At 66.5% G+C, this 24919-nt stretch carries 27 protein-coding genes; 8 read left to right on the top strand and 19 right to left on the bottom strand.

Annotated features, from left to right (window positions below):
- Positions 1–309 precede the first annotated feature (309 nt).
- Both C1706_RS00740 and hisF read right to left on the bottom strand, forming a co-directional pair.
- A complete protein-coding gene (locus C1706_RS00740; protein ID WP_129457296.1) occupies positions 310–714 on the bottom strand; it encodes an HIT family protein in 405 nt (134 codons plus the stop codon).
- Positions 711–1490, bottom strand: a complete 780-nt coding sequence (gene hisF, locus C1706_RS00735; protein ID WP_129457295.1) for an imidazole glycerol phosphate synthase subunit HisF — start codon at positions 1488–1490, stop codon at positions 711–713. Before hisF ends, C1706_RS00740 begins: the two co-directional genes overlap by 4 nt.
- A 20-nt stretch (positions 1491–1510) precedes the next feature.
- On the opposite strand from hisF, the gene C1706_RS00730 reads away from it, so the two are divergent.
- Complete coding sequence (locus C1706_RS00730; protein ID WP_129457294.1) at positions 1511–3424, top strand: glycogen debranching N-terminal domain-containing protein; 1914 nt, start codon at positions 1511–1513, stop codon at positions 3422–3424.
- Here C1706_RS00730 and C1706_RS00725 read toward each other — a convergent pair.
- The 6 genes from C1706_RS00725 to C1706_RS00700 all read right to left on the bottom strand — a co-directional run bounded on the left by C1706_RS00725 (position 3406) and on the right by C1706_RS00700 (position 10376).
- Positions 3406–6192 (bottom strand): DEAD/DEAH box helicase, encoded by a 2787-nt coding sequence (locus tag C1706_RS00725; RefSeq protein ID WP_129457293.1) that lies wholly within the window; start codon positions 6190–6192, stop codon positions 3406–3408. The genes C1706_RS00730 and C1706_RS00725 overlap by 19 nt on opposite strands.
- A complete protein-coding gene (locus C1706_RS00720) occupies positions 6189–7103 on the bottom strand; it encodes a diacylglycerol/lipid kinase family protein (protein ID WP_129457292.1) in 915 nt (304 codons plus the stop codon). The genes C1706_RS00725 and C1706_RS00720 overlap by 4 nt, the downstream gene beginning before the upstream one ends.
- Positions 7100–7924: a twin-arginine translocase subunit TatC gene (gene tatC / locus C1706_RS00715; protein WP_129457291.1), complete on the bottom strand. Its 825-nt coding sequence runs from the start codon at positions 7922–7924 to the stop codon at positions 7100–7102. The genes C1706_RS00720 and tatC overlap by 4 nt, the downstream gene beginning before the upstream one ends.
- 6 nt (positions 7925–7930) lie before the next feature.
- Positions 7931–8215: a twin-arginine translocase TatA/TatE family subunit gene (locus tag C1706_RS14900; protein ID WP_129457290.1), complete on the bottom strand. Its 285-nt coding sequence runs from the start codon at positions 8213–8215 to the stop codon at positions 7931–7933.
- A gap of 275 nt (positions 8216–8490) precedes the next feature.
- Positions 8491–9459, bottom strand: coding sequence for a helix-turn-helix transcriptional regulator (locus C1706_RS00705; RefSeq protein ID WP_129457289.1), 969 nt, complete (start codon positions 9457–9459; stop codon positions 8491–8493).
- The gene (locus C1706_RS00700) at positions 9450–10376 is read right to left on the bottom strand and encodes a helix-turn-helix transcriptional regulator (RefSeq protein WP_129457288.1); all 927 of its coding nucleotides are present in this window, start codon (positions 10374–10376) and stop codon (positions 9450–9452) included. The genes C1706_RS00705 and C1706_RS00700 overlap by 10 nt, the downstream gene beginning before the upstream one ends.
- 124 nt (positions 10377–10500) lie before the next feature.
- On the opposite strand from C1706_RS00700, the gene gluQRS reads away from it, so the two are divergent.
- Positions 10501–11391, top strand: a complete 891-nt coding sequence (gene gluQRS / locus C1706_RS00695) for a tRNA glutamyl-Q(34) synthetase GluQRS (protein ID WP_129457287.1) — start codon at positions 10501–10503, stop codon at positions 11389–11391.
- Positions 11392–11410: 19 nt separating this feature from the next.
- Here gluQRS and C1706_RS00690 read toward each other — a convergent pair whose 3' ends face one another.
- On the bottom strand, positions 11411–11950 hold the full coding sequence (locus C1706_RS00690) for a PH domain-containing protein (RefSeq protein ID WP_129457286.1): 540 nt from the start codon (positions 11948–11950) through the stop codon (positions 11411–11413).
- Position 11951: 1 nt separating this feature from the next.
- Complete coding sequence (locus C1706_RS13915; RefSeq protein WP_164987369.1) at positions 11952–12107, bottom strand: hypothetical protein; 156 nt, start codon at positions 12105–12107, stop codon at positions 11952–11954.
- 222 nt (positions 12108–12329) lie between these two features.
- On the opposite strand from C1706_RS13915, the gene mce reads away from it, so the two are divergent.
- The 3 genes from mce (at position 12330) to C1706_RS00675 (ending at position 15396) form a co-directional block, all read left to right on the top strand.
- Positions 12330–12776, top strand: a complete 447-nt coding sequence (gene mce / locus C1706_RS00685) for a methylmalonyl-CoA epimerase (protein ID WP_129457285.1) — start codon at positions 12330–12332, stop codon at positions 12774–12776.
- 131 nt (positions 12777–12907) lie between these two features.
- Positions 12908–14137, top strand: coding sequence for a DivIVA domain-containing protein (locus C1706_RS00680; RefSeq protein ID WP_129457284.1), 1230 nt, complete (start codon positions 12908–12910; stop codon positions 14135–14137).
- Positions 14134–15396, top strand: coding sequence for an AI-2E family transporter (locus C1706_RS00675; protein ID WP_129457283.1), 1263 nt, complete (start codon positions 14134–14136; stop codon positions 15394–15396). Before C1706_RS00680 ends, C1706_RS00675 begins: the two co-directional genes overlap by 4 nt.
- A gap of 34 nt (positions 15397–15430) precedes the next feature.
- Here C1706_RS00675 and nucS read toward each other — a convergent pair whose 3' ends face one another.
- Positions 15431–16117 carry an endonuclease NucS gene (nucS, locus tag C1706_RS00670; protein WP_241653387.1) on the bottom strand — a complete coding sequence of 229 codons (687 nt, stop codon included), beginning with the start codon at positions 16115–16117 and terminating at the stop codon, positions 15431–15433.
- Positions 16118–16158: 41 nt separating this feature from the next.
- Between nucS and C1706_RS15035 the strand changes: the two genes are divergently transcribed.
- Both C1706_RS15035 and C1706_RS00660 read left to right on the top strand, forming a co-directional pair.
- Positions 16159–16431: an Rv1322 family protein gene (locus C1706_RS15035; protein WP_129457281.1), complete on the top strand. Its 273-nt coding sequence runs from the start codon at positions 16159–16161 to the stop codon at positions 16429–16431.
- A gap of 1 nt (position 16432) precedes the next feature.
- A complete protein-coding gene (locus C1706_RS00660) occupies positions 16433–17236 on the top strand; it encodes an alpha/beta fold hydrolase (RefSeq protein WP_129457280.1) in 804 nt (267 codons plus the stop codon).
- Positions 17237–17244: 8 nt separating this feature from the next.
- Here C1706_RS00660 and C1706_RS14755 read toward each other — a convergent pair whose 3' ends face one another.
- Positions 17245–17712, bottom strand: a complete 468-nt coding sequence (locus C1706_RS14755; RefSeq protein WP_284690540.1) for a peptidylprolyl isomerase — start codon at positions 17710–17712, stop codon at positions 17245–17247.
- A gap of 223 nt (positions 17713–17935) precedes the next feature.
- Here C1706_RS14755 and C1706_RS00650 point away from each other — a divergent pair, with 223 nt between their 5' ends.
- Positions 17936–18598 carry a cob(I)yrinic acid a,c-diamide adenosyltransferase gene (locus C1706_RS00650; protein ID WP_129457278.1) on the top strand — a complete coding sequence of 221 codons (663 nt, stop codon included), beginning with the start codon at positions 17936–17938 and terminating at the stop codon, positions 18596–18598.
- A 27-nt stretch (positions 18599–18625) separates the two neighbouring features.
- On the opposite strand, the gene C1706_RS00645 is transcribed toward C1706_RS00650, so the two are convergent.
- The 7 genes from C1706_RS00645 to C1706_RS00615 are packed head-to-tail and all read right to left on the bottom strand — an operon-like array spanning position 18626 to position 24912.
- Positions 18626–19072, bottom strand: coding sequence for a DUF2550 domain-containing protein (locus C1706_RS00645; protein ID WP_129457277.1), 447 nt, complete (start codon positions 19070–19072; stop codon positions 18626–18628).
- A gap of 15 nt (positions 19073–19087) precedes the next feature.
- Positions 19088–19507, bottom strand: a complete 420-nt coding sequence (locus C1706_RS00640; RefSeq protein ID WP_129457276.1) for a F0F1 ATP synthase subunit epsilon — start codon at positions 19505–19507, stop codon at positions 19088–19090.
- Between the two features lie 2 nt (positions 19508–19509).
- Positions 19510–20964 (bottom strand): F0F1 ATP synthase subunit beta, encoded by a 1455-nt coding sequence (gene atpD, locus C1706_RS00635; protein ID WP_129457275.1) that lies wholly within the window; start codon positions 20962–20964, stop codon positions 19510–19512.
- A gap of 22 nt (positions 20965–20986) precedes the next feature.
- Positions 20987–21892, bottom strand: coding sequence for a F0F1 ATP synthase subunit gamma (locus C1706_RS00630; RefSeq protein WP_129457274.1), 906 nt, complete (start codon positions 21890–21892; stop codon positions 20987–20989).
- Positions 21893–21900: 8 nt separating this feature from the next.
- Entirely contained in the window at positions 21901–23535 is a 1635-nt protein-coding gene (gene atpA / locus C1706_RS00625) for a F0F1 ATP synthase subunit alpha (RefSeq protein ID WP_129457273.1), read from the bottom strand.
- 52 nt (positions 23536–23587) lie between these two features.
- Positions 23588–24382 (bottom strand): F0F1 ATP synthase subunit delta, encoded by a 795-nt coding sequence (locus C1706_RS00620; protein ID WP_129457272.1) that lies wholly within the window; start codon positions 24380–24382, stop codon positions 23588–23590.
- Entirely contained in the window at positions 24379–24912 is a 534-nt protein-coding gene (locus C1706_RS00615) for a F0F1 ATP synthase subunit B (RefSeq protein ID WP_129457271.1), read from the bottom strand. Before C1706_RS00615 ends, C1706_RS00620 begins: the two co-directional genes overlap by 4 nt.
- Positions 24913–24919 lie beyond the last annotated feature (7 nt).

The following is a 24919-nucleotide window of genomic DNA, read 5'->3' as shown; positions in this document are numbered from 1 at the left end:
CAGTTGCCTCATTGCAAAGAAAAACCCCCGTCGCCGAAAGGCGTACGAGGGAGCGCGTCGTAGACGTTTCCGTCAGGCGACGCGCTTGCGAACTACGAGAGCCGACATATGCACGTGGTGAGCATAGCGCCGTCGGGGGTGCTATCCGAACCCCGGACGCCCGATGTCTCGCATCGTGGAAGCCGCACCGGGAAAGACCCTCGGATGGCGCGACGCGATCTGGCGCCGAAGCGCGGCCCGGGATCGCCCGGCCGGTGGAGCCTGACGGCCCGGTATGTGCCACTCCCCCTCGGCGGGCCAGGGCCCGCGTCAGTCAGTGAGCCGGGCGGCGACGGCGTCCAGGTCGGCGTCCCCGGTGCGCTTGAGAAGGGCCCCCATGCCCGGATCGTCGCCGTAGCGAGGGATCAGATGGACGTGGAGGTGAAACACCGACTGTCCCGCGTCCGCACCCACATTGGAGAGCACGTTCATCCCGGTGGCGCCCAGCTTGTGAGTGAGAAGGTCCCCGGTGGCCGCGATGGCCGGAGCAATCGCCGCCAGCACGTCAGGGGCGGCGAGGAGATCGGTGACGTGCGTGCGGGGCACGACGAGCGTGTGTCCCGTCTTCAAGGGCTCCATGTCCAAGAACGCGATCGCCGCGTCGTCGGCGTAGACCTGCCGACTCGGGATCTCACCCGCGACGATGCGGCAGAAAATGCAGGTCGGATCGATCATGACAACGCCCCCTGGGTACGCACCTCGAAACCGGCCTCGGCGAGACCGGCCTTGACCTCCGCGATACTGAGCGTGCCGTAGTGGAAGACGGACGCCGCCAGCACGGCGTCGGCGCCCGCCCGGGCGGCATCAACGAAATGCCCCACCGTTCCGGCACCACCCGACGCGATCAGCGGGACGCTGACGACCGAACGGACCGCGTCGATCATCTCCACATCGAACCCGGCGGTCGTGCCGTCCGCGTCCATGGAGTTCAGCAGGATCTCCCCCGCCCCCAGGTCGACGGCCTGCCGTACCCACTCCAGGGCGTCCAGGCCAGCGGAGCGGCGTCCGCCGTGGGTCGTCACGCCATAACCGGACGGCTGCCCGGCCTCTCGTCGAGCGTCCAAGCTGAGCACGAGCACCTGATTGCCGAACCGGTCGGCGATCTCCGCGATGGTCTGCGGGCGAGCGATCGCGCCCGTGTTGATGCCGATCTTGTCCGCCCCGCAACGCAGCAGCCTGTCGACATCGTCCGCGCTACGGACCCCTCCCCCGACGGTCAGCGGAATGAAGACCGTCTCGGCGGTTCGGGTCACCATCTCATCGGTGGTGGCTCGGCCCTGCGACGACGCGGAGATGTCGAGGAAAGTCACCTCGTCCGCACCCTGCTCTCCGTAGGCCCGAGCGAGGGCGACAGGGTCACCGGCGTCGCGCAGGTTGGCGAAGTTGACGCCCTTCACCACCCGACCTGCGTCCACGTCGAGGCAGGGAATCACGCGGATGGCAACGCTCATGGGCACTAGCCTATCGAGGCATGCGGCAACCCCCCCTGCATCGCGCCTCCGTGGTCCTTTGCGCCCCGCTCCAGTGCTGGGCCGACCCAGACGGTCAGGTGGCGCCCAGCCTGATCAATGGCGTCTACGTCGCCGATACCCGGGTGGTCTCGGCGCTGACCTATACCTGTGCTGGGCACGAGGTGGAGTTCCTCAGTTGCGAGGAACTCGGTGGGGCGCAGGCAACCTATCGGTTCGTGATCCGCACGCCTGAGTGGGGAGCGGACCCCGCACTTCTCCTGACTCTCGTACGGACGCTGAGCCCCACGGGATTACGTGATCGCCTCGTGCTCACCAACTCTGCGCCCGAGCCGATCAGCTTGCGCCTCGACCTCGCTCTCGTGGCGGACGCAACGGCCATGGTCGACATTCGGCAAGGCTTGCCGGGCGGGCGCCCCATCCTGGATGCCGCGGGTTGGTCCTGGCGCGAGGGGACAGGTGCCCGTCTCGACCCAGGCAGGGCTGAAGTGTCCAGGACAGATGGCCGGTTCTCCCTGCAGTGGGAGATGAACGTTCCCGCGCGCGGGCAGGTGCAGGAGGAATGGCATCTGGAGACCCGCGAGCCTGAGACGCCGTTTGGGCCCGCGTCCGTCACGTTGACCGCCCCCTCGGCGGGTGACGATGCCCTGGGACACCTGCTAGGGACGGCTTGGGCCGACATGAACGCTCTGCTGATGGCGGATCGGGACGCCCCCGGTGACGCCTTCTTGGCAGCGGGGGCGCCGTGGTATTTCACGTTGTTTGGGCGCGACTCCCTGATCGCAGCACGGATGCTGTTGCCGTATCACCCTGATCTCGCCTACGGCACGCTGCGAAGCCTGGCCCGCCGACAAGGGGTGATCGCCGAGGCGTCCTCGGCGCAGCAACCCGGCAAGATCCCCCACGAAGTGCGCCGCGAGGCACTGATCTTGAGTGAGTCCCATCGTGGCGAGGCGCCCACCATCGCGCTACCACCGGTCTACTACGGGACCATCGACGCCACCTGCTTGTGGATCATGCTGGTGGGTGATCTCTTCGACGCTGGTCACGCCATCGACGAGTTCACCCCCGGGCTCGAGGCCGCCTTGAGGTGGCTGGCCGACGACGCGGACGCCGACGGCGACGGCTTTGTGGAATACCGCGACCAGGCGGGAACCGGGTTGGTCAACCAGGGATGGAAGGACTCCTCGGATTCGATGCGGTTCCGGGACGGTTCTCAGGCACAGGCCCCCATCGCCCTCGCCGAAGTCCAGGGCTACGCGTATGCGGCGGCGCAGGCCGCAGCACGCATCCTCGAGCACAGGGGCGATACCGCGCGCTCCGAGCAGTGGCGATCCTGGGCGGGGGCGTTGGCGCAACGGTTCCGAGAACGCTTTTGGGTACGCGACGACCTTGGCCCCTACCCCGCGCTCGCCCTCGACAAAGACAAGCGACCCGTCGACGGTTGTGCCTCCAACATGGGTCATCTCTTGGGTACGGGCATGCTGAACTCACAGGAGGCCCGCCACGTCGTTGAACGGTTGCTCCATCCGCGCATGTTCACCGGCTACGGGATCAGGACGCTCTCCAGCGACAACCCCGGATATGCCCCTTTGGGCTATCACGTGGGCTCGGTCTGGGCGCACGACACGGCTCTTTGCGCCGACGGGATGCGGCGTGAGGGGTTCGTGACGCAAGCAGCGGTCGTCGCGTCAGGCCTGCTGCGGGCAGCAGAAGGCTTTCACTACCGGTTGCCTGAGCTGTTCGGCGGCCAACCGGCGCCTGGTCATGCGGTTCACGGGGAGCCCGGCGTGTGGCCGCCGGTCCCCTACCCCGCCGCGTGCCGCCCTCAGGCGTGGTCCGCGGCGTCAGCTGCGATCGTGTGGGGTCTGGTGAGCACGGCCCGCACACCCCACCCTCAGTCGTCCTCGTCGTAGGCGGCGCTGACGACCCCACGCCGCAACAGGTCGATGGCATCACGAGCGCGGGTGCGCACCACGCCCGCACCGGCCGCGTCGGCGAGTTGCCCCAGCAGGTCAATCACCATGCGCATCGACCGCACGAAGTCCCCGGCCGTGAGGTCGTTGTCCGCGAGGACGTCAGCCAGGTCGCGGCCCGACGCCCACGCGTAGGTGGCCTCCGCGAAGCCGATGTCGGGCTCGCGGGACGCGTCCAGCTTGTGATCACGCTCCATCAGCGACAAGTCTCGCCAGATGTGCCGCAGTGACGATTGGGCGATCTCGGTGGACCGGTTCGGCATCCGGGATGGACGCTTGGCATCCGCCCCGCGCGACTCATAGGTGAGGCTGCTCGCCACCGCCGCGAGTTCCGCGGGATCCAGTTCGTCGAAGAGCCCGGCGCGCATGCTTTCCGCAGCCACCAGGTCAAGCTCGGAGTAGATGCGCGCCAGCATCGACCCTGCCGGGGTCACCTGCTCCGCGTCGTCGGTCAGGTACCCCAGCCCGGTCAGCACGGAACAGATCTTGTCGAAGCGCACCGCGATGGTGGTGGAGCGACGTTCGACTTGGCGGCGAAGATCGGCGGTATCGCGTTCGAGTCGCAGAGCCTTCTCCGCAGCCCTGGCGTGTTCCTCCCGGTCGGGACAGGTGTGACACGGGTGGGCCTGCAGGGCCGAGCGAAGCTGCGTGATCCGCTCCTGCGCCTCCGCGTCCATGGCTGCGGCCACATAGCGCGAGGGCCGGGTGTCCATCCCCGCCAACTTCGCCAGGAAGGCCGCCCCGAGATTGCGTCGATCCTTCGCCTGGCGCGGATCGAAGTGCTTGGGGATACGCATGCGGGCTGCGACCACCGGCGGTGAGGGGAAGTCGTGCACGCTGAGCTTCTTCAACTGCCGTTCCTGCGTCATCACGGTCGGGCTCGGGTTCGCTCGATCACGGCGGACCCCTGGATCAACAACGACAGCCCACCCCTCATGTCGCCCGGCGGGGATCCCGATGATGTCTCCAGGGGCCAACTCCAACAAGGCGGAGAGGGATTCGGCCCGTCGATCGGTCCGTCGGCTACGTGCAGCGTCCGCCTGGACCTGGCTCACGTCGGCGCGCAGACGGGCGTACTCCTCAAAGTCGCCCTGCTCGCACGAGGCGTCGGCCCACAAGGCGGCGATCTTGTCGTTGTTGCGGGCGATCGCCCGAGCGACCCCGACGACGGAGCGGTCGGTCTGATACTGCGCAAACGATTGCTCCAGCAGCCCGCGGGCGCGCTCGCGCCCCACCCGCCCGATCATGTTGACGGTCATGTTGTAGGTCGGGGTGAAGGACGACCGCAGCGGGTAGGTGCGGCGCGAAGCCAGCCCCGCGACGTGCCGCGGGTCGATATCTCGTTGCCACAGCACGACAGCATGACCTTCGACGTCGATGCCGCGACGCCCCGCCCTGCCGGTGAGCTGGGTGTATTCCCCGGGGGTGATGTCGACGTGCGCCTCGCCGTTGTATTTGACGAGTTTCTCCAGCACGACACTGCGCGCGGGCATGTTGATGCCCAAAGCAAGCGTCTCGGTAGCGAACACCACCTTGACCAAGCCTTCGACGAACCCCTGCTCCACTGCCTCCTTGAAGGCGGGCAGCATGCCCGCGTGGTGGGCGGCGATCCCCCGCCTCAGGCCCTCACGGAAGGTCGCGAAGTCCAATGCTGCGAGATCCTCGGCGCTCAGGTTCGTCGCCACGGTGTCGGCGATGGCATCGAGACGCGCCCGCTCGGCGGCTGACGTCAGGCGAAGGCCCGAGTGCAGGAGTTGACCCACGGCCTGATCGCAGCCAGCCCTGCTGAAAATGAAGTAGATCGCTGGCAGGAGCCCTTCGGCTTCGAGCTTTTCGACCGCCCCGTCGCGGCGTGGGACCAGATTCGGGCCTCGATCACCGCGTTGCGCCGCGTTGCGTTCGATGCGATCCCGGGTCCGGCGCCCTCGGCGATGGCGGCTGTCGTCACGAACGAATCTGCTGTCTTGCTTGGCCAACTGCACCAGTTCGGGGTTGACCTCGCCTGCCACCGGGACGTCGGAGGCCGTGGGGGCCTCCTCGCTGAAGAGGTCGTAGAGCCGTCGACCGGCCATGACATGCTGAAACAGCGGGACCGGTCGGCGTTCACTCAAGACGACACGGACGTCACCGCGAACCTCCGCCAGCCAGTCACCGAACTCCTCGGCGTTCGACACGGTCGCGGACAGGGACACGAGTTGGACATCGGGTGCGAGCCCGATGATGACCTCCTCCCAGACCGCCCCGCGGAAGCGATCAGCGAGGTAATGCACCTCGTCCATGACGACGAATCCCAGATTGCGTAAAGCCGCGGACCGCGCGTAGATCATATTGCGCAGTACCTCGGTAGTCATCACGACGACATCGGCATCAGGATTGATCGAGGTGTCACCGGTGAGCAACCCGACATGCGAGGGACCGAACCGCTCGACGAGGTCATGGAACTTCTGGTTGCTGAGTGCCTTAATGGGGGTGGTGTAGAAGCAGCGTCGCCCCTGGCGCAAGGCCAGGAATACGGCGAACTCCCCCACGACCGTCTTTCCCGCACCGGTCGGAGCAGCAATCAAGACCCCGGCACCGTCCTCGACGACCGCGCAGCCGTCGCGCTGGTAGGGATCCAACGTGAAGGAGAATCCGCGCGCGAACTCCGCGAAGGCGGGGCCGGGCCCGGGGATGAGCGGTGCCGCGGAGTCGTTCTTCCCCCGACTCATGCGCTACCACCACGCTGAACGGCGCCGGTACCGAAAACCCTGAGTGCCCCCGGTGCCGCCGTGCAGGTCAGGGGTGGACGCCCCAACGGTTCCCCGTCGGCCATCCCGTGCAACTCGGGTGCATCCACCACAACGGAGGTGGCGCGAAGGTACTCCAGCGCCGGATGCTTGACGAAGTTTCGGCCTCGCAGCCGAGGGAAGAGCGTCAGCAGTCGCCCACGCGACACGGGATGCACGATGGTGACGTCCAACAGGCCGTCCGTGAGGTCAAAGCGCGGGGCGATGCGAATGCCTCCCCCGAAGTAGCCCGCATTCGCCACGGCAACCAACATGGCATCCAAGACCCGCTCACGCCCGTCGATCACCAGCCGGTAGCGCAACGGACGAAACTGCCGAAGCTCCGCCAGGACCGCACCCAGATACGACAACGCCCCCAGATCCACGCCCGCGTTGTTGGCCCGGAAGTTGACCCGCTCGTCAAAGCCCGTCGAGACAACACAGCCGACGAATCGGCGTCCGCCACCGTAGAGCGCCCCCGTGACCTCGGTGAGGTCGATCGCTCGAGTGTGACCGCCGATGATCGCGGCCAGCCCGTCACGCCAGTGCCGAATCCCCAAGCTGCGAGCAAAATCGTTGCCGGTCCCCGCGGGCAGGATCCCCACAGGAACGTCGGTCATCGCGGCCGCGTTGAGGCCGATATGCGCCATTCCGTCGCCCCCGACCACGGCGAGGCCTTCAGCACCATCGGCCACGGCGGCTGCACACGCCTGGGCCGCGTGTTCGGCAGACTCAGCCAAGATGGTGCGCGGTGTGATGCCCGCCTGGGTGAGGCTGGCCTCCAACCGAGGGGTGAGGAGGCGTCCGCTGCCGTGCCCGGCCTCGGGGTTGACCACCAGGGTCAGCGTCCTCATGCGGTAACCAGATCTGATCCCAGCCGCTTGGCTCGCCGCTTGTCATTGCCCCGGCAGATCGCCTCGGCGATGACGTACAAGAGCATCATCGGCAAAGCCAGTGCCAGCATGGAGAAGGGGTCGCCGCCGGGGGTCGCTGCGGCGCCGAAGACCGCACACCCAAACAGCGCGTACGGCCTGGCCGAGGCCAGCGCCTTGGCTGAGAGAACACCCATGAGGTTGAGCGTGACCAAAATCACCGGCAGCAGGAACCCGATCCCGAACACCAGCATGAGTTGCATCATCAACTTCAAGAAGTCGTCGATGTAGACCAAGTTGAGTGCCTGGATCGTGTCCGGCATGAAGCCCAGCATGACGATCACCGCTTGCGGCAAGATGAAGTAGCCCAAGACGACCCCGGCCAGGAACAACGGAACCGACGCGCCCAGGAACAGCAGCGCGAACTTCTTCTCCTTGGCCAAGAGCGCCGGCGCCAGGTAGGCCCAAACCTGGTAGAGCCAGATTGGGCTGGTGAGCACCAGCCCGCCCACGGCGCTCACCATCAACTGGAGCATCAGGGGCGCGACCACACCGGACAGCGCAGCCTGGACCTCCAGCCGAGGATGCGACTCGTTGATGGCGAGCCGTGCCTGCTCGTAGGGCTGCAGCAAGAAGGTGTAAAGGGGCAGATAGAAGATCCAGCACACGATCAACCCCACGGTGATCACCAGGGCGCAAACGATGATCCGATAGCGCAGTTCGCGCAGGTGATCGGCGAGCGACATCACCCCGTCAGGCGTTGCCTTCGGGGGTTTCAGCCAGCCCAGACTCAGGCGGGCCATGGAACCTTAGGCCTGGTCGCGCTTCTCGACCTGAACCGGCTCAACGACTTCCGCGTCCACGACGTCGGCGGACGCGGTGGGCGTCGCGGTGGCCGTTGGCAGGCTCCCCTGCGCAGCGGCGTCACGCTTGGCCTTCTCTTCATCGACCTTGATCTGTCGCGTTTCGTCCTTGAACTCGCGCAGCGCGCGTCCAGCGTTCTTTCCGGCCCCGGCGAGGCGAGAACCGCCGAAGATCAAGAGCGCCAAGACGATCAGGATGACCCACTCCCAGCCCTGCATGTTGAACGGCATAGCTTCTCCTTGTTAAGTGACGAGCCCAGTCTAGGCGTTGGTGGCGGCTGTGCCAGGGATGCGTTGCGCATCGCGTGGCCCGGATTTCAGACGCGATGATTCCGCGGTGAGTGCGGCGGCGTTCCTTGTCAGCAAGGAAACCTCTGCCTGGAGCGCGGCGGCTCGACGGCGTAGTGCGCGCGCAAAGGCGAATACCCCCACCCCCGCAAGCACCGTGGTGGCGACCACGATCCACAGCCACATCACCGCTGCACCTTATACCCCGCCGATGGCCATCACGCGTCCTCGACATCACCGCCGCGACCCTGGCCATCCAGCGCCTCACGGGCCGCCTCGATAGCCGACCTTGCCGCCTGGGGTGGGTCCACCCTCACCACCGCAGGCCCCAAGCGCAGGAGAAGGCGGCGAAGCCAAGCCGGGTCGGCCACCAGAAGCTGCACCCGGGTGATGCCATCGTCTCGTTCCTCGACCGCCACAGTGGGGTGGTACTCCACGATCCACCGGCCGGCCGGAGTCACATCCACGACAACGCGAGCGGCCTCGGGGCGGTCATCGAGCCACCCGCTGCCCAACGCCGGAGGTTCCCCGTGGTCGCCGACCGGGTCGGACATCAACGTCACCTCGGAGACGCGATCCAGGCGATAGGTCCGCCAATCGTTCCGATCCCGCGACCATGCCGTCAGATATCCGTATCCGTCCCGGGTCGCCAAACTGGCTGGCTCCACCACCGGATGCGTCGTTGAACCTCGGGAGGCACCGTGATAGGTCAGGCGCACCGTCTGACCTGCACCCAGAGCGCCCGCCAGGGCCGCACGCACGGCCTCCTCGCCCGCTTGAAGGCTGACACCAATCCGGTGATTCGCCCCGAAGACCGCCTCCAATTTCGCCCGCGCGGAGGAGACCGCGGGAGCCAGATCGGAACCCGCCATGTCTTGGATAGCGCCCAACGCGACGATGAGACTCATCGCTTCCTCCACACTCAGCCGCAGCGGCCGGGACAGGAAGTCCGCGTTGTCGAGCCTGATGCGTCCCTCGGCCAGGGCATCCATGTCGACCTCGATCAGGTCACCGGGCATTCCGCCCGGCAACCCGCAAAACCAGAGCACCTTCAAGTCAGCCACAAGCTGCCGTGCCGGAACATGAAACACCTGGGCGGTTTGCTCAAGGTCGGCGTCGGGGTGCGCTTGAAGGTACGGCACCAAGGCCAGCAGCCGGGCGACCTGACTAGAGGAGGTCATCGCCATGACGCCACCGCTTCCAGGTGCGCCGTGACGGCTGCGACGAGCGAGGCCGGTTCCAGCACGATCACGTCGGATCCGTAGGAGGCGATCTCCCCCGCGTCCGAACTCGTCTTGATCCGCCAGCCGGAGAATCCCGCAGGCACGTCGACGGTGACCGGTTCGGCGAAGCGGACCAGCTCGTGGGCGGCCCCGTCGCGCACGGCCACGATCGCTTCCTTGTCTCGCTTGGCGGCCAGCGAGGCCACATGCCGGGCGACCTCGGCCGGATCGGGGGCGCTCACCTGCCCCGATGCCGTCGAGGGCACACCGTCGATGCGCGACACCTTGAAGGACCGCCCCGCAGCCCGGGTGCGGTCATAACCGATCAAATACCAGGCCCCGTGGTGGGACAGCAACCGCCAGGGCTCCACCACGCGCGCGACGCCCTTGTAGACGAAGGTGACGGGGCGAGCGGCCACCGTGGCCCGCCACAGCGACTCGAAAGCAGGCTCACGCGCGGCTACGGACGGCGCGAAGCCCGCCACGCGCTCCACATCGGGGTCGAGCCCCGCCGCACGGAGCTTGGCCAGCGCGGTCACCGCGTCGCCCTCGCGGCGGGCGTCGTCCCACACGCTGGAAGCCACACCGAGCGCAGCGAGTTCTGCTGGCGAGAAGTCGATTTCGGGCAGTTCGAAGTCACGGCGGCGGATCCGGTAGCCGAGTTCGTCGGGGAACAGGGTGGAGTTGGATCCCGTCTCCACGGGAACCCCCAAAGCGCGCAACTCGTCCTTGTCGCGTTCGAAGGTGCGTTCAAAGGCCGCGTCGGAGAGGCCGTGGTAGCCGGTCACCATCTCCCGGATCTGCTCACGCTCGACGAAACGGCGCGCCATCAGCAGGCAGATGGTGAGGTTCATGATCCTCTCGGACTTCCGCGCTGACACGTGATTAGGCTACTCAACCCGACGCCGCCCGTGCGGTGGACGCGCCACGACCAGTGGCGAGGCGGGGGTCACGGTGGACTAGATTCCCCCTCGGATCAAGCTGAAGGCGAGGGAAAGGGGATCCATGTCCGGGAGGTTTGCCCCCAGCCCCACCTCGAACCTGCACCTGGGGAACCTGCGCACGGCGCTCGTGGCCGCCCTGATGGCCCAGGCGTCCGACGTCGGGTTCCTGGTCCGCATCGAAGATCTTGACGTCACCCGCGTCGCCGCGGCGGGTGACATCGCCACGCGACAGGTGGAGGATCTGGCCGCGCTCGGTCTCCGTTGGGACGGCCCTGTCGTTCGTCAGTCGGCGCGGCTGGAGTTGTATCGCGCGGCCATCGACTCGCTGCCTACCTATGAGTGCTTTTGCACGCGTCGCGAGATCGCCGAAGCGGCGTCGGCCCCGCATGCCGACGGGTACCGCCCCTACCCAGGGACCTGTCGCAATCTGAGCGCCTCGGAGCGCGCCGCTCGTCGCGACGTTAGGCCACCCGCTCTCCGCGTGGATGCACAGGGGGCGTGCGTCACCGTGCACGATCAGTGGGCTGGAGCGGTGTCGGGGCTCGTCGATGATTTCGTGGTCCGCCGCAACGACGGCGTCTACGCCTACAACCTGGCCGTCGTCGTGGACGACCTGGCCCAGGGCGTCACCCAGGTCGTGCGGGGAGAGGATCTCTTGACCAGTTCCCCTCGCCAGGCGTGGCTGGCTCGACGGCTGGGGGGTAGGGAGCCTCTCTACGGGCATGTGGGGCTGGTCGTGAACGCGGCCGGGCACCGGCTCGCCAAGCGCGATGGTGCCGTGACGTTGGAGGATCTCGCCGCGCGAGGCATCTCAGCCTCGGATGTCCTGAGCCTGCTGGGAGCATCGCTGGGGCTGAACCACCCCGGGGAGCCGGTGACGTTGCTGGAACTCAACCGTCGGTTCGACCCCGCGGTGAAACCCCCCACCTGGGTGTGGTCACGCGACGCCTGAGCCTCGCCGAACCATAGTTCTAGATGCCGTCCCAGTCGGCAGGCGCTTCCATGCGCGCGCGCAGACCGGCGCGCTGGATGACGCGCTGGATCGTCAGATCGCGCTGCTCGATGCGCGGGACGAAGTTGATTTGTTTGAGGCCTTGATCCTGGGCGGCCGACTCGAAGACGAAGTGACCGTAGCCGAGCAACTGCCCCGGCAATGTTTGCCGCACCGAGATGTCGAGGATGCGGGCGATCGGCATGGTGGCCATGTGCTGGTCCACGATCCCGTGGACGCGGAACACGCGCATGTTGGTGATGAGGAACCGGTCCATGAACTCGGCGTGGATGCGATAGAACCCCACGGATGCGGCCCCCAACGCGGCCACCAGCGCCACCCACCACCCGGGGCCCAGCAGCGGCATCAGCAGCGAGAACCCGATCCCGGCCACGACGAGCAGGCTGGGTAGGACGTAACACACCCAATGCTTGCTGACCTCATCGACGATGAACTCACCCTCGTCGACCAGAAGCCGCCGCGACGCCTCCGGACGCAGGAAGCGCGACAGCGACACCATGTCAGCGCGCCAGTGAGTCGAAGAACCGCCCGATCGAGTCGAAGATCCCCAACAGGAACCGGACGAACTCGGCGGCCGCCTCGGGTCGGGTGTACAGGTAGAAGATCGCGAACATGGCGATGAGCGCGAGCAGGATCGTCTTGATCCATTTGCCCATGGGTCCTCCAGGGGGAAGTTCTGGCTTCAGCAGTGCTGGACGCGACCTAGTGTGCCGCACCCGCACCGACACGGCCCAGCGGCACGCCGGGAACGTCACCTTCCCGGGGACATCCCTCGCTGCCCCGGGCGGGAGACCTCCCGGGCGCCAGCGCCTGAGAATTGGCCTGAGCAAACGGGCGAGGTGTGCCCGAAACGGTCTGGTCTGTGCCACGCTTGAGGTATGGAAAACACCGACCTTTTCGTCTGTATCGATCACGTCGGTCTCGCCGTCCCCAACCTCGACGAGGCCATCGAGTTTCACACCAACGTCCTCGGCTGGCGGCTTCTGCACCGCGAAAGCAACGAGGAGCAGGGTGTGGAGGAGGCCATGATCGGCACCGGCGAGCAGCTCTCCCAAAACGCGCAGATCCAGCTCCTGGCACCGCTGAACGAGAACTCCACCATTGCCAAGTTCCTCGACCGCAATGGTCCGGGCATGCAGCAGCTCGCCTACCGTGTCTCCGACCTGGACAAGGTGTGCGCCACGCTGCGCGAGCGCGGCGTGCGTCTCCTGTTCCCGGAGGCCCGGCGTGGCACCAACGACAGCCGCATCAACTTCTGCCACCCCAAGGACACCGGCGGCGTGCTGCTGGAGCTCGTCGAGCCGAACAAGAACGCTGCTCACTGACGAACGTCCCCGATACGGGCCCGTCCGCACTAGCCTTGTGTGCGGGCGGGCCCGTCGCAGGCCTGGACGATCAGGGGCGGCAGTAGCATCGGCCCCAACACGACACGCACTTCCCGCGGAGAGGATGGACCGTGACCCAGCAGCAAGAACCGCACGGCCTGGATTTGTTCGATGACAACGCCAGCGCAGTGCGCGGCTTCCCCAACGCCATGCTCGGCTACGACAAGAAGGCCGTCGACGACTACATCCGCGACATGGAGCGGCAGCTCACGCTGGCCCGCCATCAGTTGCGCGAGGTGCAGCACGAGTTGACCGCCGCCAATCTCCGGGTGGACGACACGGATTTCAGCAAGCTGGGGGCACACACCGCCAACCTGCTCAAGGTTGCCGAGGCACAGGCCTCCGACCTCATGGAGCGCGCCCACTCTCGCTCGGCCGCGCTGATTGAGCAGGCGAAAGCCGAAGCGGATCGGATGCGGGATGAGGCGTCGGCCACCGCCGAGGACGCGCGGCAGGAGGGCATCGCGTCGCTGCGCGTCCTGCGTGAGGATCTTGACCGGCAGACCACTGAGGAACTGAAGGCAGCGCGAGTGGAGGCCGAGGGTCTGCGCGAAGCCGCTGACCGTCACCGCGAGGCAGTGCTGGCAGACGCCTCGAATCAGGCCTCCGCACTCCTGGCGGACGCACGGCGCGAGATTGACCAACTCCTGGCCCAGGCACATCGCGAGGCTGCCGACGTCCGCGCCGCCGCGGCCCAGGAGCGCGAGAGTGTCTTGTCCGGGCTCCAAGAGGAGCAGGCAGCGTTGACCGAGCGCCTTCGCGTGACGTCGGGCGACGCGGCGCGCGCCTCTGAGGAGCTGCAAGATTCACTGCGCCAGGCCTCCGAAGATCTCAGGGGGCGCCAGCAGGCCGCCTACGCCCAGGCGGAGGAAACCAAGGCTGCCGCCATCTCGGAGGCTGCTGGGATTATCGCCCGCGCCAAGGTCGAGGCAGAGGCGCGGCTGGCGTCCGCCGACAATGAGATGGCCGCCCGCAACGAGCGGCTCAAGCGAGAGCAGCGTCACCTTCGTCAACGCAAGCAAGCGCTGCTTTCTCAGCTCGCTCAGCTGTCCACCTTGGCGATCGAGACGGCGGAGGAGTTCCCCGAGGACGAGGCCACTGGCCCCATCCCCGAACTCGTCGCAACCACCTCCACCGAGACGTCGCTGGAGCCCATCGTTTTGGGTGAGGGCATTCCCGCCGAGGGGATTGCCGAAGGCGGCACGTCCCCCGATACCGGCGAGGGCGATCCCGCCGTGGTGGAGGTCGAAGGCACCGTCGAAACATGGTCGGATGACACCCACGAGCACTCAGGCTCGTGACCCCGGCCCCCGACGACAGCTCCGTCCCCGCAGCAGGCTCCTCCGAATCTGAGCCTGCTGCGACCCGGCCGGTTCCGCCCCGTAGCGCGGCCTCAGCACCCGAGGCGCCACGCACCCCTCCTGGGGATGCTCCCCGACGCTGGTGGCGTCGCCTCCGGCGTGGGTCGCAGGCCACCCCACCAGACCCACGACCGGATCCTGCGCTGGATCAGGCGCCACCGCCGCTCAGCCTGCAGTACCGCAACCCCTTCCAGATTGGCTTCCTCGTCACCTTGGGCGGCCTGCTCGCCTTCGGGATGCTGGCGGCGCTGTCGGCGCTGCAGAGTGTCGTCCTCATGGGGGTCTTGTCCCTGTTCCTGGCCCTGGGCCTCAACCCGGCTGTGGAGTGGTTCACGCGTCGGGGCGCTCCCCGTGGCCTCGCGGTCGCCATCGTGGCCCTGACGCTGGTCGCCTTGCTGGTGCTGGGCGCCTGGGCGGTCTTGCCTTTGCTGACCGAGCAGGTCAACGCGCTGGTGCTGAGCTTCCCCGCCTACCTCCAAGGCCTCCGGGAGAACCCCTCCGTCGCGGATCTCGACGCGCAGTTCCAACTGATCAACCGCGCCAGCCAGGCACTCACCTCAGGCGCGTGGGTTGAGGGCATGTTCGGCGGGATCCTCGGTGCGGGCGTGGCGATCGTCAACGTGCTGTTCAGCGCCTTCGTCACTCTCGTGCTGACCTTGTGGTTCCTCGCCTTCCTGCCGGGTATCAAGAACACGATCTATCAGCTCGCTCCGGCATCGCGTCGCCCCCGCGTCCGCTACCTGGCCGGTGAGGTCTTTCGCCGCATCGGCGGCTACATGTCGGGATTGTTCCTCGTTGTGTCGCTTGCGGCCGGCTCAGCCTTCATTTTCCTCAACCTGGTCGGCTTAGGGTCCTACTCCCTCGCGCTGGCTGTGGTGGTGGCGGGCTTCGCCTTCATCCCGCTAGTCGGGCCGACGATCGCCATGCTCATCGTGGCGGTGGTCGCGTTTTCCACGAGTGTCACCACCGGTGTCATCACCGTCGTCTTCTTCCTGGTGTACCAGCAGATCGACGCGTACTTGATCCAGCCTCGCATCTTCCAGCGATCGGTAAACGTACCGGGCCCGCTCATCGTGATCGCGGCCCTATCGGGCGGGATCTTGTTCGGCATTCCTGGCGCGCTGATCGCGATCCCGACGGTGGCCTCAGCACTGCTGATCTACCGCGAAGTGCTGATCCCGGCGCTCGATCGGGCGTAGGTGTCCAGCGGGGCACGCCACGCCGAGGCACGCCTCAGAAGAGCCGGTCCTCGGCGTGGTCGATGCCGCGCAGGGCGTCATAATCCACGGTGACGCAGCGGATCCCCCGGGCTATGGCGAGAACCTTCGCCTGAGGCTTGATCTGCTGCGCCGCAAAGATGCCCTGCACCGGACGCAGATGCGGATCGGCGTTGAGGAGTTCCAGATAGCGCGTCAACTGCTCGACGCCGTCGATCTCGCCGCGCCGTTTCACCTCGACGGCAACGTGGGCGCCTTCGGCGTCGCGTAGGAGAAGATCCACCGGCCCGATGGCCGTCATGTATTCGCGACGGACCAACTGCCAGCCTTCACCGAAGGTGCCGGGGTTCTCGGCCAGCAACACCTGCAGGTGCGCCTCCACACCGTCCTTGACCAGCCCGGGATCGATCCCGAGCTCATGGCTGGAGTCATGCAGAACCTCCGCCACCGAGATGCGGAGGGTGTCGCCGTCCTTGTTCTCCACTTCCCACACTTGCGCGAGTTGCTCCTCGCGTGGGTCGTCCTCGTCCGCATCGCGCATCACGATCGTGCACGGCGGATTCATCCAGTTCAGCGGCTTGTAGGCCCGATCATCGGCATGGATGGAGATCGACCCATCCGCCTTCAACAAGATCAGACGCGTCGCCATGGGGAGATGGGCCGACAGTCGTCCGGCGTAGTCAACTTGGCAGCGGGCAATCATCAGACGCACCGCGCCACCTTACCCCCTGTAAACTGGCCTCCGTGGCCAAGCGACCCTCCAAGCATCTGCGTCCCGCGCGGCCGCTCTCAGCAAGCTTTGCGCGGACCGAAACCAAACGGGACGGTTCCTGGACGGTCCAGTCCGTCCCCTCCGGTCGCTCCGAGAAGCAGTACCTTTGCCCCGGGTGCCAGCGGGCCGTCGCCGTCGGGGCGTCACACCTTGTCACGTGGCCCACTCAAAGCCCGATTGGCAGCGTGAGCGGCCTCGATCATCGTCGGCACTGGCACACGGGCTGTTGGGCACGGCGAGGCTGACATGGCGTTGCACACGATGCGCATCGGCTCTGGTGTCCCCCGGGTCGCGTACCTCCACGGGTTGCTTGGCCAGGGAAAGAACCTCGCCACGATCGCCAAGGCCGTCTCAGCAACGGACCCGGGCGTCCTCATTGATCTGCCTAACCACGGGCGCAGCCCTTGGACGTCGACGTTCGGCTACGCCGACTGGGCCGACGATGTCGCGGCCGAGCTTCGCGCCCTTCTGCCCCCCGGCGTTCCCATCACGGTTTTCGGGCACTCCATGGGCGGGAAGACGGCGATGGCCTTGGCGTTGCGGCACCCGACGCTGGTCCGAGCCCTGGTGGTGGCGGACATCGCCCCCGATGACTCCTCGCATGGCTATGGCTTCGCCCGCCTCGTCAACGGCCTGCGCACGCTGCCGTTGGATCAGGTGTCGACCCGCGAGGATGCCGATGCGCTCTTGGCACCGACCGTCCCCGATCCGGGCGTGCGCGCCTTTCTCCTGCAGAACCTTCACCGGGCCAAACCCGAGGGATGGCGATGGCTCCCCCATCTCGACCTGCTCGCGCGCTCGTTGCCGCTCATCAGTGGCTGGCCTGCCGGCTTGCGCGGCCCCTATCTCGGCCCCGTGCTGTGGCTGCGTGGCGGTGAGTCTGGCTATGTCACCGACGATCACGTGCCCGCCATGCGGGCACTCTTCCCTCGCACACGGCTGGTAACCATCAAGGGCGCCGGGCATTGGCTCCACGCCGACCAGCCAGACGCGGTTGCCGCGACCCTGCAGGCGTTCTTGGACACGCTTCGACCCCAACTGGGCCGCTGACTCGCGCCTTATCCCAGCGTCACCGATACGAACTCGGTCGGCACCAAAGGACGCCCCGTCCCATCGGGATTGCTGGCGTCGTGCCCCTGGTAGGCGCGATCCGCCACGGCGTCGGTGGACGCCTGGTCGAGGTGCCCAAAGACGGTGTAGTTGGCCGGCAGCGGGCTGTCCTCATAGACGAAGAAGAACTGCGAACCGTTGGTATCCCGCCCGGAGTTCGCCATCGCGATGGTGCCAGCGGGGTAGAGCGTGCCGGGCTTCACCTCATCGTTGAACGTGTACCCGGGGCCGCCTCGGCCCGTTCCGGACGGGTCGCCGCACTGCAGGATGAAGATCCCCGACGTCGACAATCGATGGCACGAAGTACCGGCGTAGAAGCCTTGCGTGGCGAGGCTCTCAAAAGAGTTGACCGTGCAGGGTGCAGCACCCCGGTCCAGTTCACCCTGCAAAGCGACATCGCCGAGATCGAAGGTCACCGGGACCGTTCCTGTCGCGGGGACGTTTTGCCAGTCCGGTGGGTCGACCGGCTTCGCCGGAGCCCCGCTGGGCCGATAATCGCAGGTCACCGTCCCCGGAGAGGCCGTACTGCTCACGGGCCTGATGGCGCATGCGGTCGTTGACGCGGCCAGCGCGCAAGCAAGCAGCAACGGAATCGTCCTACGCAAGTTCACCTGGTCAGGTTCACATTAGGGTGGTGACATGGTCAACTTGACGCGCATTTACACCCGTACCGGGGACGCCGGGGAAACCCGACTGTCGGACCTTTCGGCCACCACGAAGACCGACCCCCGTGTGGCGGCCTACGGCGACGTCGATGAAGCCAACAGCATCTTGGGTATCGTCACGGCCTTGGACGCCCTCCCCCAGCCGCTGATCGTGACGCTCCGCACCATCCAAAATGAGTTGTTCGACGTGGGTGCGGACCTGTCCAACCCTGTCGTGCCCGATCCCACGTGGGAGCCGCTGCGGATCACGCAACCCAGCATTGACCGCCTCGAAGCCTGGTGCGACGAATACACCGAAGGCCTGTCCAGTCTCGCCAGCTTCATCTTGCCTGGAGGGACGCAGAGTTCCGCCTACCTGCACCTTGCCCGGACTGTCGTCCGCCGAGCCGAACGGTCAGCGTGGGCGGCCGCGCAGGCGTACGGCCTCGACGACGACGTCACCGTGGCCAGCGGGGGTTTGAACCCGCTCGCTATCGCGTACCTGAATCGGTTGTCGGACCTGTTGTTCATTCTCGCCCGAGTGGCGAACTCCGGCCATGACGTGATGTGGGTTCCGGGCAAGGACCGGGAGCCCGCCGGAGAGCGCGCCCGCAAGCATCGTGCCCGCATTGAGGCGACCCAGCAGAGCGACTCCTGATCCAGCCCTCAGGGCTGGCCTTTCCGCCTAGCCGATCAGCCGACCGTCCGACATTCCGGGCGGGCTCGCTTCGGCCCAACTGGTAAACGCCGTCAGGTCGGGGCGTGCCATCGCGAGGGACACCCCGACTTGCTCCCCACCCAACTCAACCATGACGTGTCCGGGGAAGACGCCAGCCCCCTCTCCGCCGCGCGCGGGGTGCACGTGGAGGACCACGGTGTCTTGACGGCGCAAGGTCACCTTGGGACGCAAGGACAAGCTCAAGACGCGGTACCACTGGAAGTCATCCCCGTGGAAACGCGCAACCCCGACCTTCCATACGGAGGTCGGGTTGCGTTGGAGTGAGCAGGCGAACACGCGTCCGTGCCCCATCGAGAGCCAGGAACGTCGAAACAACAGCCAGGCGATGGGGGCCAGCAGACAGATGAGCACCAAGGCGGCGACACCGGCCGAGACGCTCCCCCAATCTGCCATGCTCACCCTCGCCCGTCAGTGCTTTTCCGCAGCCCGCTTCGCGGCACGCACCTGAGCACTGGCTCGGTGAACGTGCTGCATCGTCTCGGTGCTGGCGTCCCCGCCCTCCAGCGCCTTCTGCGCTGCTGCGAGTTCGCGCTCCGCTTCAGGCAACGAGATCTCATGCGCCAAGCGCGCATACGAGCTCAGCAAGGAGACCCGATTGTCCGCAACCGACAGGAATCCCCCATCGACAGCGACGACTTCACGCGTCCCCTCCGTGGAGAGCACCTCGGCGGCAGAAGGAACCAGGATGGCCAGCAGCGGCTCGTGGTTGGCCATGATGCCGATGTCGCCCTCCATCGTCCGGGCGACGACCGACAAGGCGTCGCCTTGCCAGATCAGCCCGTCCGCGCTGACCACCTCCACATGGAGGGGGCTGGAGTCGAACGCCATGCTCAGCCTTCCTTCTGGATGCGGTCCCAGTTCTCCATGACCATGTCCATACCGCCCACGTTGAAGAACGCCTGCTCGGCGATGTGATCGACCTCGCCGTCGCAGATCATCTTGAACGAGGTGATGGTGTCGGCCAGCGGAACCGTCGATCCTTCAATCTGGGTGAACTTGGTCGCCATGTAGGTGTTCTGGCTCAGGAACTGCTGAATGCGACGAGCCCGCGCCACGATGATTTTGTCCTCTTCGGACAACTCGTCCACGCCAAGGATCGCGATGATGTCTTGGAGTTCCTTGTTGCGCTGCAGGATCTGCTTGACCCGCGTCGCGACCTCGTAGTGCTCGCGGCCCACGTACTGGGGATCCAGAATCCGGGAGCTGGAGCTCAACGGATCCACGGCCGGGTACAGGCCACGGGAGGCAATGTCGCGGCTGAGCTCGGTCGTCGCGTCCAGGTGGGCGAACGTGGTGGCCGGAGCGGGGTCGGTGTAGTCGTCGGCGGGCACGTAGATGGCCTGCATGGAGGTGATCGAGTGTCCGCGCGTCGAAGTGATGCGCTCCTGCAACTGCCCCATTTCATCGGCCAGGTTCGGTTGGTAGCCCACCGCGGAGGGCATCCGGCCCAGCAGGGTGGAGACCTCGGAGCCCGCCTGGGTGAACCGGAAGATGTTGTCGATGAACAGCAACACATCCTGCTTCTCGACGTCACGGAAGTACTCCGCCATCGTCAACGCGGTCAGTGCCACGCGCAACCGGGTGCCCGGCGGCTCATCCATCTGACCGAACACCAAGGCGGTGTCCTTCATGACGCCTGCCTCGATCATCTCGTGGATCAGGTCGTTGCCTTCACGGGTGCGCTCGCCCACCCCGGCAAACACCGAGGTGCCGCCGAAGTTGTGCGCAATGCGGAAGATCATCTCCTGGATGAGGACCGTCTTGCCGACGCCTGCACCACCGAACAGGCCGATCTTGCCGCCCTTGACGTAAGGGGTCAGCAGATCTAGCACCTTGATGCCGGTCTCCAGCATCTCGGTCTTCGGCTCGAGTTGGTCAAACTTCGGCGCCTGCCGGTGGATCGGCCACCGCTCCTCGATGACGACGCCCGAAGGGTCCTCGTTCAAGACGTCACCGGTCACGTTCCACACGCGGCCCTTGGTCACCATGCCGACGGGCACGGAGATGGGGGCGCCGGTGTCGAATACCTCGGTGCCGCGGCGCATGCCGTCGGTCGGCTTGAGTGAGATGGCGCGCACGATGTTGTCACCGACGTGCAGGGCGACCTCTGCGGTGATCTCGCGGCTCAGCTCACCCGCATCGATCTTGATCTTGAGGGCGTTGAGGATGTTGGGCATCTGGTCGGCGGGGAACTCCACGTCCACCACCGGGCCGATGACGCGCGCAACGCGCCCCACGCCGGGGACGGCCTGCGCCTGGGTCGGGTTCTCAGCAGTCACGGTCATGTTGCTTCTCGCTTCCTTTGCCTCAGTCGGCGCTCGCCTCGGCGAGCGCGCTGGCTCCACCGACGATCTCAGTGATTTCCTGGGTGATTTCCGCCTGGCGCGCCTGGTTTGCCTCGCGCGTCAGGGTTTCGATGAGCTGGTTGGCGTTGTCCGTCGCGGACTTCATCGCCCGCTGCTGGCTGGCCAGCTGGGACGCCGCCGACTGCAGCAGGTAGAACCACACCCGGCTGCGGACGTACAACGGCATCAGCTCATCCAGCACCGTCTCCGGGTCCGGTTCGAACTCGTATTGCGGGATGACCTCGTGGGCACCGGTGGCGGTCGTGCCCGCGATGACCTCCAACGGCAGCAACCGCCGGGCGCGGGGCACCTGGGTCAGCATCGACTCCATCCGGGTGTACACCGCATGGATCTCGTCGACGCCCCCTTCCTCGTACGGCTTCAGGAAGTCAGCGATCAGCGCGTCAGCGATCTCGTGCGCGTCAGCGTAGGTCGGCGCATCGCTAAAGCCCTCCCACGTGCGCTCCAGGGGAAGCTGGCGGAAGTTGCAGTAGTTGATGATCTTTCGCCCCACCGCATATCGCTTCACCTCCACGCCTTGCTCCTCGAGGCGCGTCCGCATGCGGGCGGCCGTCTTGATGGCGTTCGAGCTGTACGCACCGTTCATCCCTCGGTCGGAGGTGATGATCAGCAGGGCTGCGCGACGCACGGTCGTGGCGGGTGTCGTCAACGGATGGTCCACACTCGCGTGCGTCGCCAAAGCGGACACCGCGCGATTGAGTTCCCGGGTGTACGGCAAGGCCCGCTGGGCCGTTTGCCGCGCACGGATCACCTTCGAAGCGGCAATGAGCTCCATTGCCTTGGTGATCTTCATGGTCGCCGACACCGACTTTCGCCGCTGCCGAAGCTCCCTCAGACTCGAAGCCATACCGTGCCTCAGCCCTTCTTGACGACGATCTGTTCGGCGTCCACGTCCTCGTCACCCAGCGCCTTCGTCGGATCTTCACCCTCGACGTGGTGGCCCTGCCCTGCGACGAACTGCTCCTTCACGACCGCAATCTCGGCGGCCACGGCGGCGGCAGTATCGTCATCGAACTTCTGGGTGGCGGCGATGGTGGCCAGGATCGGCGTGTTCAATCGCAGGTGCTCCAGCAACTCGCTCTCGAAGCGAAGCACGTCTTCCACGGGGACATCGTCGAAGTAGCCGTTGGTGCCCGCCCACACGCTGACGACCTGCTCCTCGACCGGGTAGGGCTGGTACTGCCCTTGGCGCAGGAGTTCGGTCAACCGAGCGCCGCGGTCGAGCTGACGGCGAGACGCCGCGTCGAGATCCGAGGCGAACATGGCGAAGGCTTGCATGTCGCGATACTGGGCCAGGCTGATCTTCAGGGTGCCAGCGACGCCCTTCATGGCCTTGATCTGTGCGGCACCGCCCACGCGAGACACCGAAATGCCGACGTCGATGGCGGGGCGCTGGTTGGCGTTGAAGAGATCCGACTGCAAGAAGATCTGGCCATCGGTGATGGAGATCACGTTGGTGGGGATGTAGGCCGAAACGTCGTTGGCCTTGGTTTCGATGATCGGCAGACCGGTCATCGACCCACCGCCGAGTTCATCGGACAGCTTCGCGCAACGCTCCAGGAGACGGGAGTGCAAGTAGAAGACATCGCCGGGGTACGCCTCGCGGCCCGGGGGGCGACGCAGCAGCAGCGACATCGCTCGATAGGCCTCGGCCTGCTTGGTGAGGTCATCGAAAACGATGAGGACGTGCTTGCCCTCATACATCCAGTGCTGCCCAATAGCGGAGCCCGAGTACGGCGCGATGTACTTGAAGCCGGCGGGATCAGAGGCGGGGGCGTGGACGATCGTCGTGTAGTCCATGGCACCGGCGTCTTCCAGCGTCTTGCGCAGCGCCGCGATCGTGGAACCCTTCTGGCCGATGGCGACGTAGATGCAGCGCACCTGCTTGGTCGGGTCGCCGGACTCCCAGTTGGACTTCTGGTTGATGATCGTGTCGATCGCGATCGCCGTCTTACCGGTCTTGCGGTCGCCAATGATGAGCTGACGCTGGCCGCGACCGATCGGGATCATCGCGTCAACGGCCTTGATGCCCGTCTGCAACGGCTCGCGCACCTCTTGGCGATCCATGACGCCCGCAGCCTGCAGTTCGAGGACGCGACGGCCGGTGATGTTGGCGATCTCCCCCAGCCCATCGATCGGGTTGCCCATCGCATCGATGGTGCGACCCAGATATCCCTCGCCGACAGGCACCGACAGCACCTCGCCGGTGCGGCGAACCGTGGAGCCCTCTTCGATGCCTTCGGACTCACCCAAGACGACGACGCCGATCTCGCGCACGTCGAGGTTCAGCGCGATGCCGAGCGTCCCGTTGGCGAACTCCAGCAACTCGTTGGCCATGGCGGACGGCAAGCCCTCCACCTTGGCGATGCCATCGCCCGACGTCACGACGACGCCGATTTCTTCGCGCGTGGACGCTCCGGGGGTGTATTCCTGGACAAACCGGTCGAGGGCGTCCCGAATCTCATCGGGACGAATGGTCAATTCCGCCATGGGATGCGTCCTTCGCTTGCCTGCATTAAGTGTTCTGTCTTCGAGTGCTGGATCAGACCAGCTTGCGTCGGGCGTCGTGGAGTCGCCCGGCCACGGTGCCTTCGATGATTTCGTCACCGATGGCCACCCGTACCCCGCCGAGCACGTGGGGATCGACCACGACTCGAAGGGTGAGCGCTCGCCCCACCTGAGCTGTCAGGGCTACGCGCATCCGGCTCTCTTGCTCTGCCGTGAGGGGCCGAGCCACGGTCACTGTCACGACGGCGCGAGCACGTAACTCAGCGGCCGCCGCCAGGTAGCTCTCCACGGTGAGGTCGAACGTGCGCTTGCGGGCGACGACCGCCCGCAACGCCAGTTCCCTGGTCGCGGGCAAGACCTTGCCTGTCAGCAAGTCGCCCAGGAGACGCTGACGGGCCTCCACCGGCGCCTGACGATCAGCCAAAGCGCTGCGCAGAGCCGGCGTCGCATCCACGAGTCGCTCGACCTTGAACAGTTCGTCCTCGAGCGTGTCCAAGGCACCGTCGCTTTCGGCGACCCGCAGAAGCGTTCGCACGCCCTGCCGCTCCAAGGCGTCAACGAAAGCACCTGAGCCGCTCCAGCGCACCCTGGCCGCCTGGCTCACCACCGCGACCCCTGCCGCCCCGATCCGCGACCCCAGCAGCGCCTCGGCGAGGGCCTGTCGGGCCTCGTCGGGTGTCGAGGGATCCGTCAGCGCGCGCCGCAGCGCCGGCTGACTCGCCACGGCATCCGCGACGGCAAACAGGTCGGCAGCTAGCTCGGCGGAGACGGGCTGTGTGTCCGCCACTGCGTCGAGGGCCGTGAGGCGTGCCTCGGCGGCGGCGCTCATGCCCGCCCCGCCGGCTGCGTTTCGAGATCGGCGATAAAGCGATCGACGGTGCGGGCCGCGCGAGCGTCATCGTCCAACGACTCACCGATGATCCGCCCAGCCAGCGTGATCGCCAGACCACCGACTTCGGCGCGCAGTTGCGTCACCGCGGTCGCACGCTCGGCATCGATTTGTGCCTTGGCGTTGGAGAGGAGTCGGCTGCTCTCCTCGATCGCCTGCTGGCGCATGTCGGCGATGATCGCCGCGCCTTGCGCCTTGGCGTCCTCACGAACGCGGGCTGCCTCATCGCGTGCCGTCGCCAGCTGCGCGCGGTACTCATCGCGAGCCGCGTCAGCTTCAGCCTGGGCAGCTTCGGCTTTCTCGATCCCGCCTTGGATCTCCTCGGTGCGTTCGGCGTACATCTCCTCGAAACGAGGGACGACCACCTTCCACGCAACGAACCAGATGATCAAGAACAGGACGATCCCGATGACCAGTTCTTCGGGATGCTCCGGCAGGAGCGGCCCGAGAGCACCTTCGAGGGGCAACATAGATATG

This window comes from Propioniciclava flava, assembly GCF_004126535.1.
Lineage (GTDB): Bacteria > Actinomycetota > Actinomycetes > Propionibacteriales > Propionibacteriaceae > Propioniciclava > Propioniciclava flava.
The sequence above is the reverse complement of the archived record's forward strand: the minus strand, read 5'-3'. Positions and strand labels throughout refer to the sequence as shown.

Coding starts and splice junctions, on each gene's coding strand:
- C1706_RS00740 (WP_129457296.1), bottom strand. CDS start 714: ATGATCGATCCGACCTGCATTTTCTGCCGCATCGTCGCGGGTGAGATC.
- hisF (WP_129457295.1), bottom strand. CDS start 1,490: ATGAGCGTTGCCATCCGCGTGATTCCCTGCCTCGACGTGGACGCAGGT.
- C1706_RS00730 (WP_129457294.1), top strand. CDS start 1,511: ATGCGGCAACCCCCCCTGCATCGCGCCTCCGTGGTCCTTTGCGCCCCG.
- C1706_RS00725 (WP_129457293.1), bottom strand. CDS start 6,192: ATGAGTCGGGGGAAGAACGACTCCGCGGCACCGCTCATCCCCGGGCCC.
- C1706_RS00720 (WP_129457292.1), bottom strand. CDS start 7,103: ATGAGGACGCTGACCCTGGTGGTCAACCCCGAGGCCGGGCACGGCAGC.
- tatC (WP_129457291.1), bottom strand. CDS start 7,924: ATGGCCCGCCTGAGTCTGGGCTGGCTGAAACCCCCGAAGGCAACGCCT.
- C1706_RS14900 (WP_129457290.1), bottom strand. CDS start 8,215: ATGCCGTTCAACATGCAGGGCTGGGAGTGGGTCATCCTGATCGTCTTG.
- C1706_RS00705 (WP_129457289.1), bottom strand. CDS start 9,459: ATGGCGATGACCTCCTCTAGTCAGGTCGCCCGGCTGCTGGCCTTGGTG.
- gluQRS (WP_129457287.1), top strand. CDS start 10,501: ATGTCCGGGAGGTTTGCCCCCAGCCCCACCTCGAACCTGCACCTGGGG.
- C1706_RS00690 (WP_129457286.1), bottom strand. CDS start 11,950: ATGGTGTCGCTGTCGCGCTTCCTGCGTCCGGAGGCGTCGCGGCGGCTT.
- C1706_RS13915 (WP_164987369.1), bottom strand. CDS start 12,107: ATGGGCAAATGGATCAAGACGATCCTGCTCGCGCTCATCGCCATGTTC.
- mce (WP_129457285.1), top strand. CDS start 12,330: ATGGAAAACACCGACCTTTTCGTCTGTATCGATCACGTCGGTCTCGCC.
- nucS (WP_241653387.1), bottom strand. CDS start 16,117: ATGATTGCCCGCTGCCAAGTTGACTACGCCGGACGACTGTCGGCCCAT.
- C1706_RS00660 (WP_129457280.1), top strand. CDS start 16,433: ATGGCGTTGCACACGATGCGCATCGGCTCTGGTGTCCCCCGGGTCGCG.
- C1706_RS00650 (WP_129457278.1), top strand. CDS start 17,936: ATGGTCAACTTGACGCGCATTTACACCCGTACCGGGGACGCCGGGGAA.
- C1706_RS00645 (WP_129457277.1), bottom strand. CDS start 19,072: ATGGCAGATTGGGGGAGCGTCTCGGCCGGTGTCGCCGCCTTGGTGCTC.
- C1706_RS00640 (WP_129457276.1), bottom strand. CDS start 19,507: ATGGCGTTCGACTCCAGCCCCCTCCATGTGGAGGTGGTCAGCGCGGAC.
- atpD (WP_129457275.1), bottom strand. CDS start 20,964: ATGACCGTGACTGCTGAGAACCCGACCCAGGCGCAGGCCGTCCCCGGC.
- C1706_RS00630 (WP_129457274.1), bottom strand. CDS start 21,892: ATGGCTTCGAGTCTGAGGGAGCTTCGGCAGCGGCGAAAGTCGGTGTCG.
- atpA (WP_129457273.1), bottom strand. CDS start 23,535: ATGGCGGAATTGACCATTCGTCCCGATGAGATTCGGGACGCCCTCGAC.
- C1706_RS00620 (WP_129457272.1), bottom strand. CDS start 24,382: ATGAGCGCCGCCGCCGAGGCACGCCTCACGGCCCTCGACGCAGTGGCG.
- C1706_RS00615 (WP_129457271.1), bottom strand. CDS start 24,912: ATGTTGCCCCTCGAAGGTGCTCTCGGGCCGCTCCTGCCGGAGCATCCC.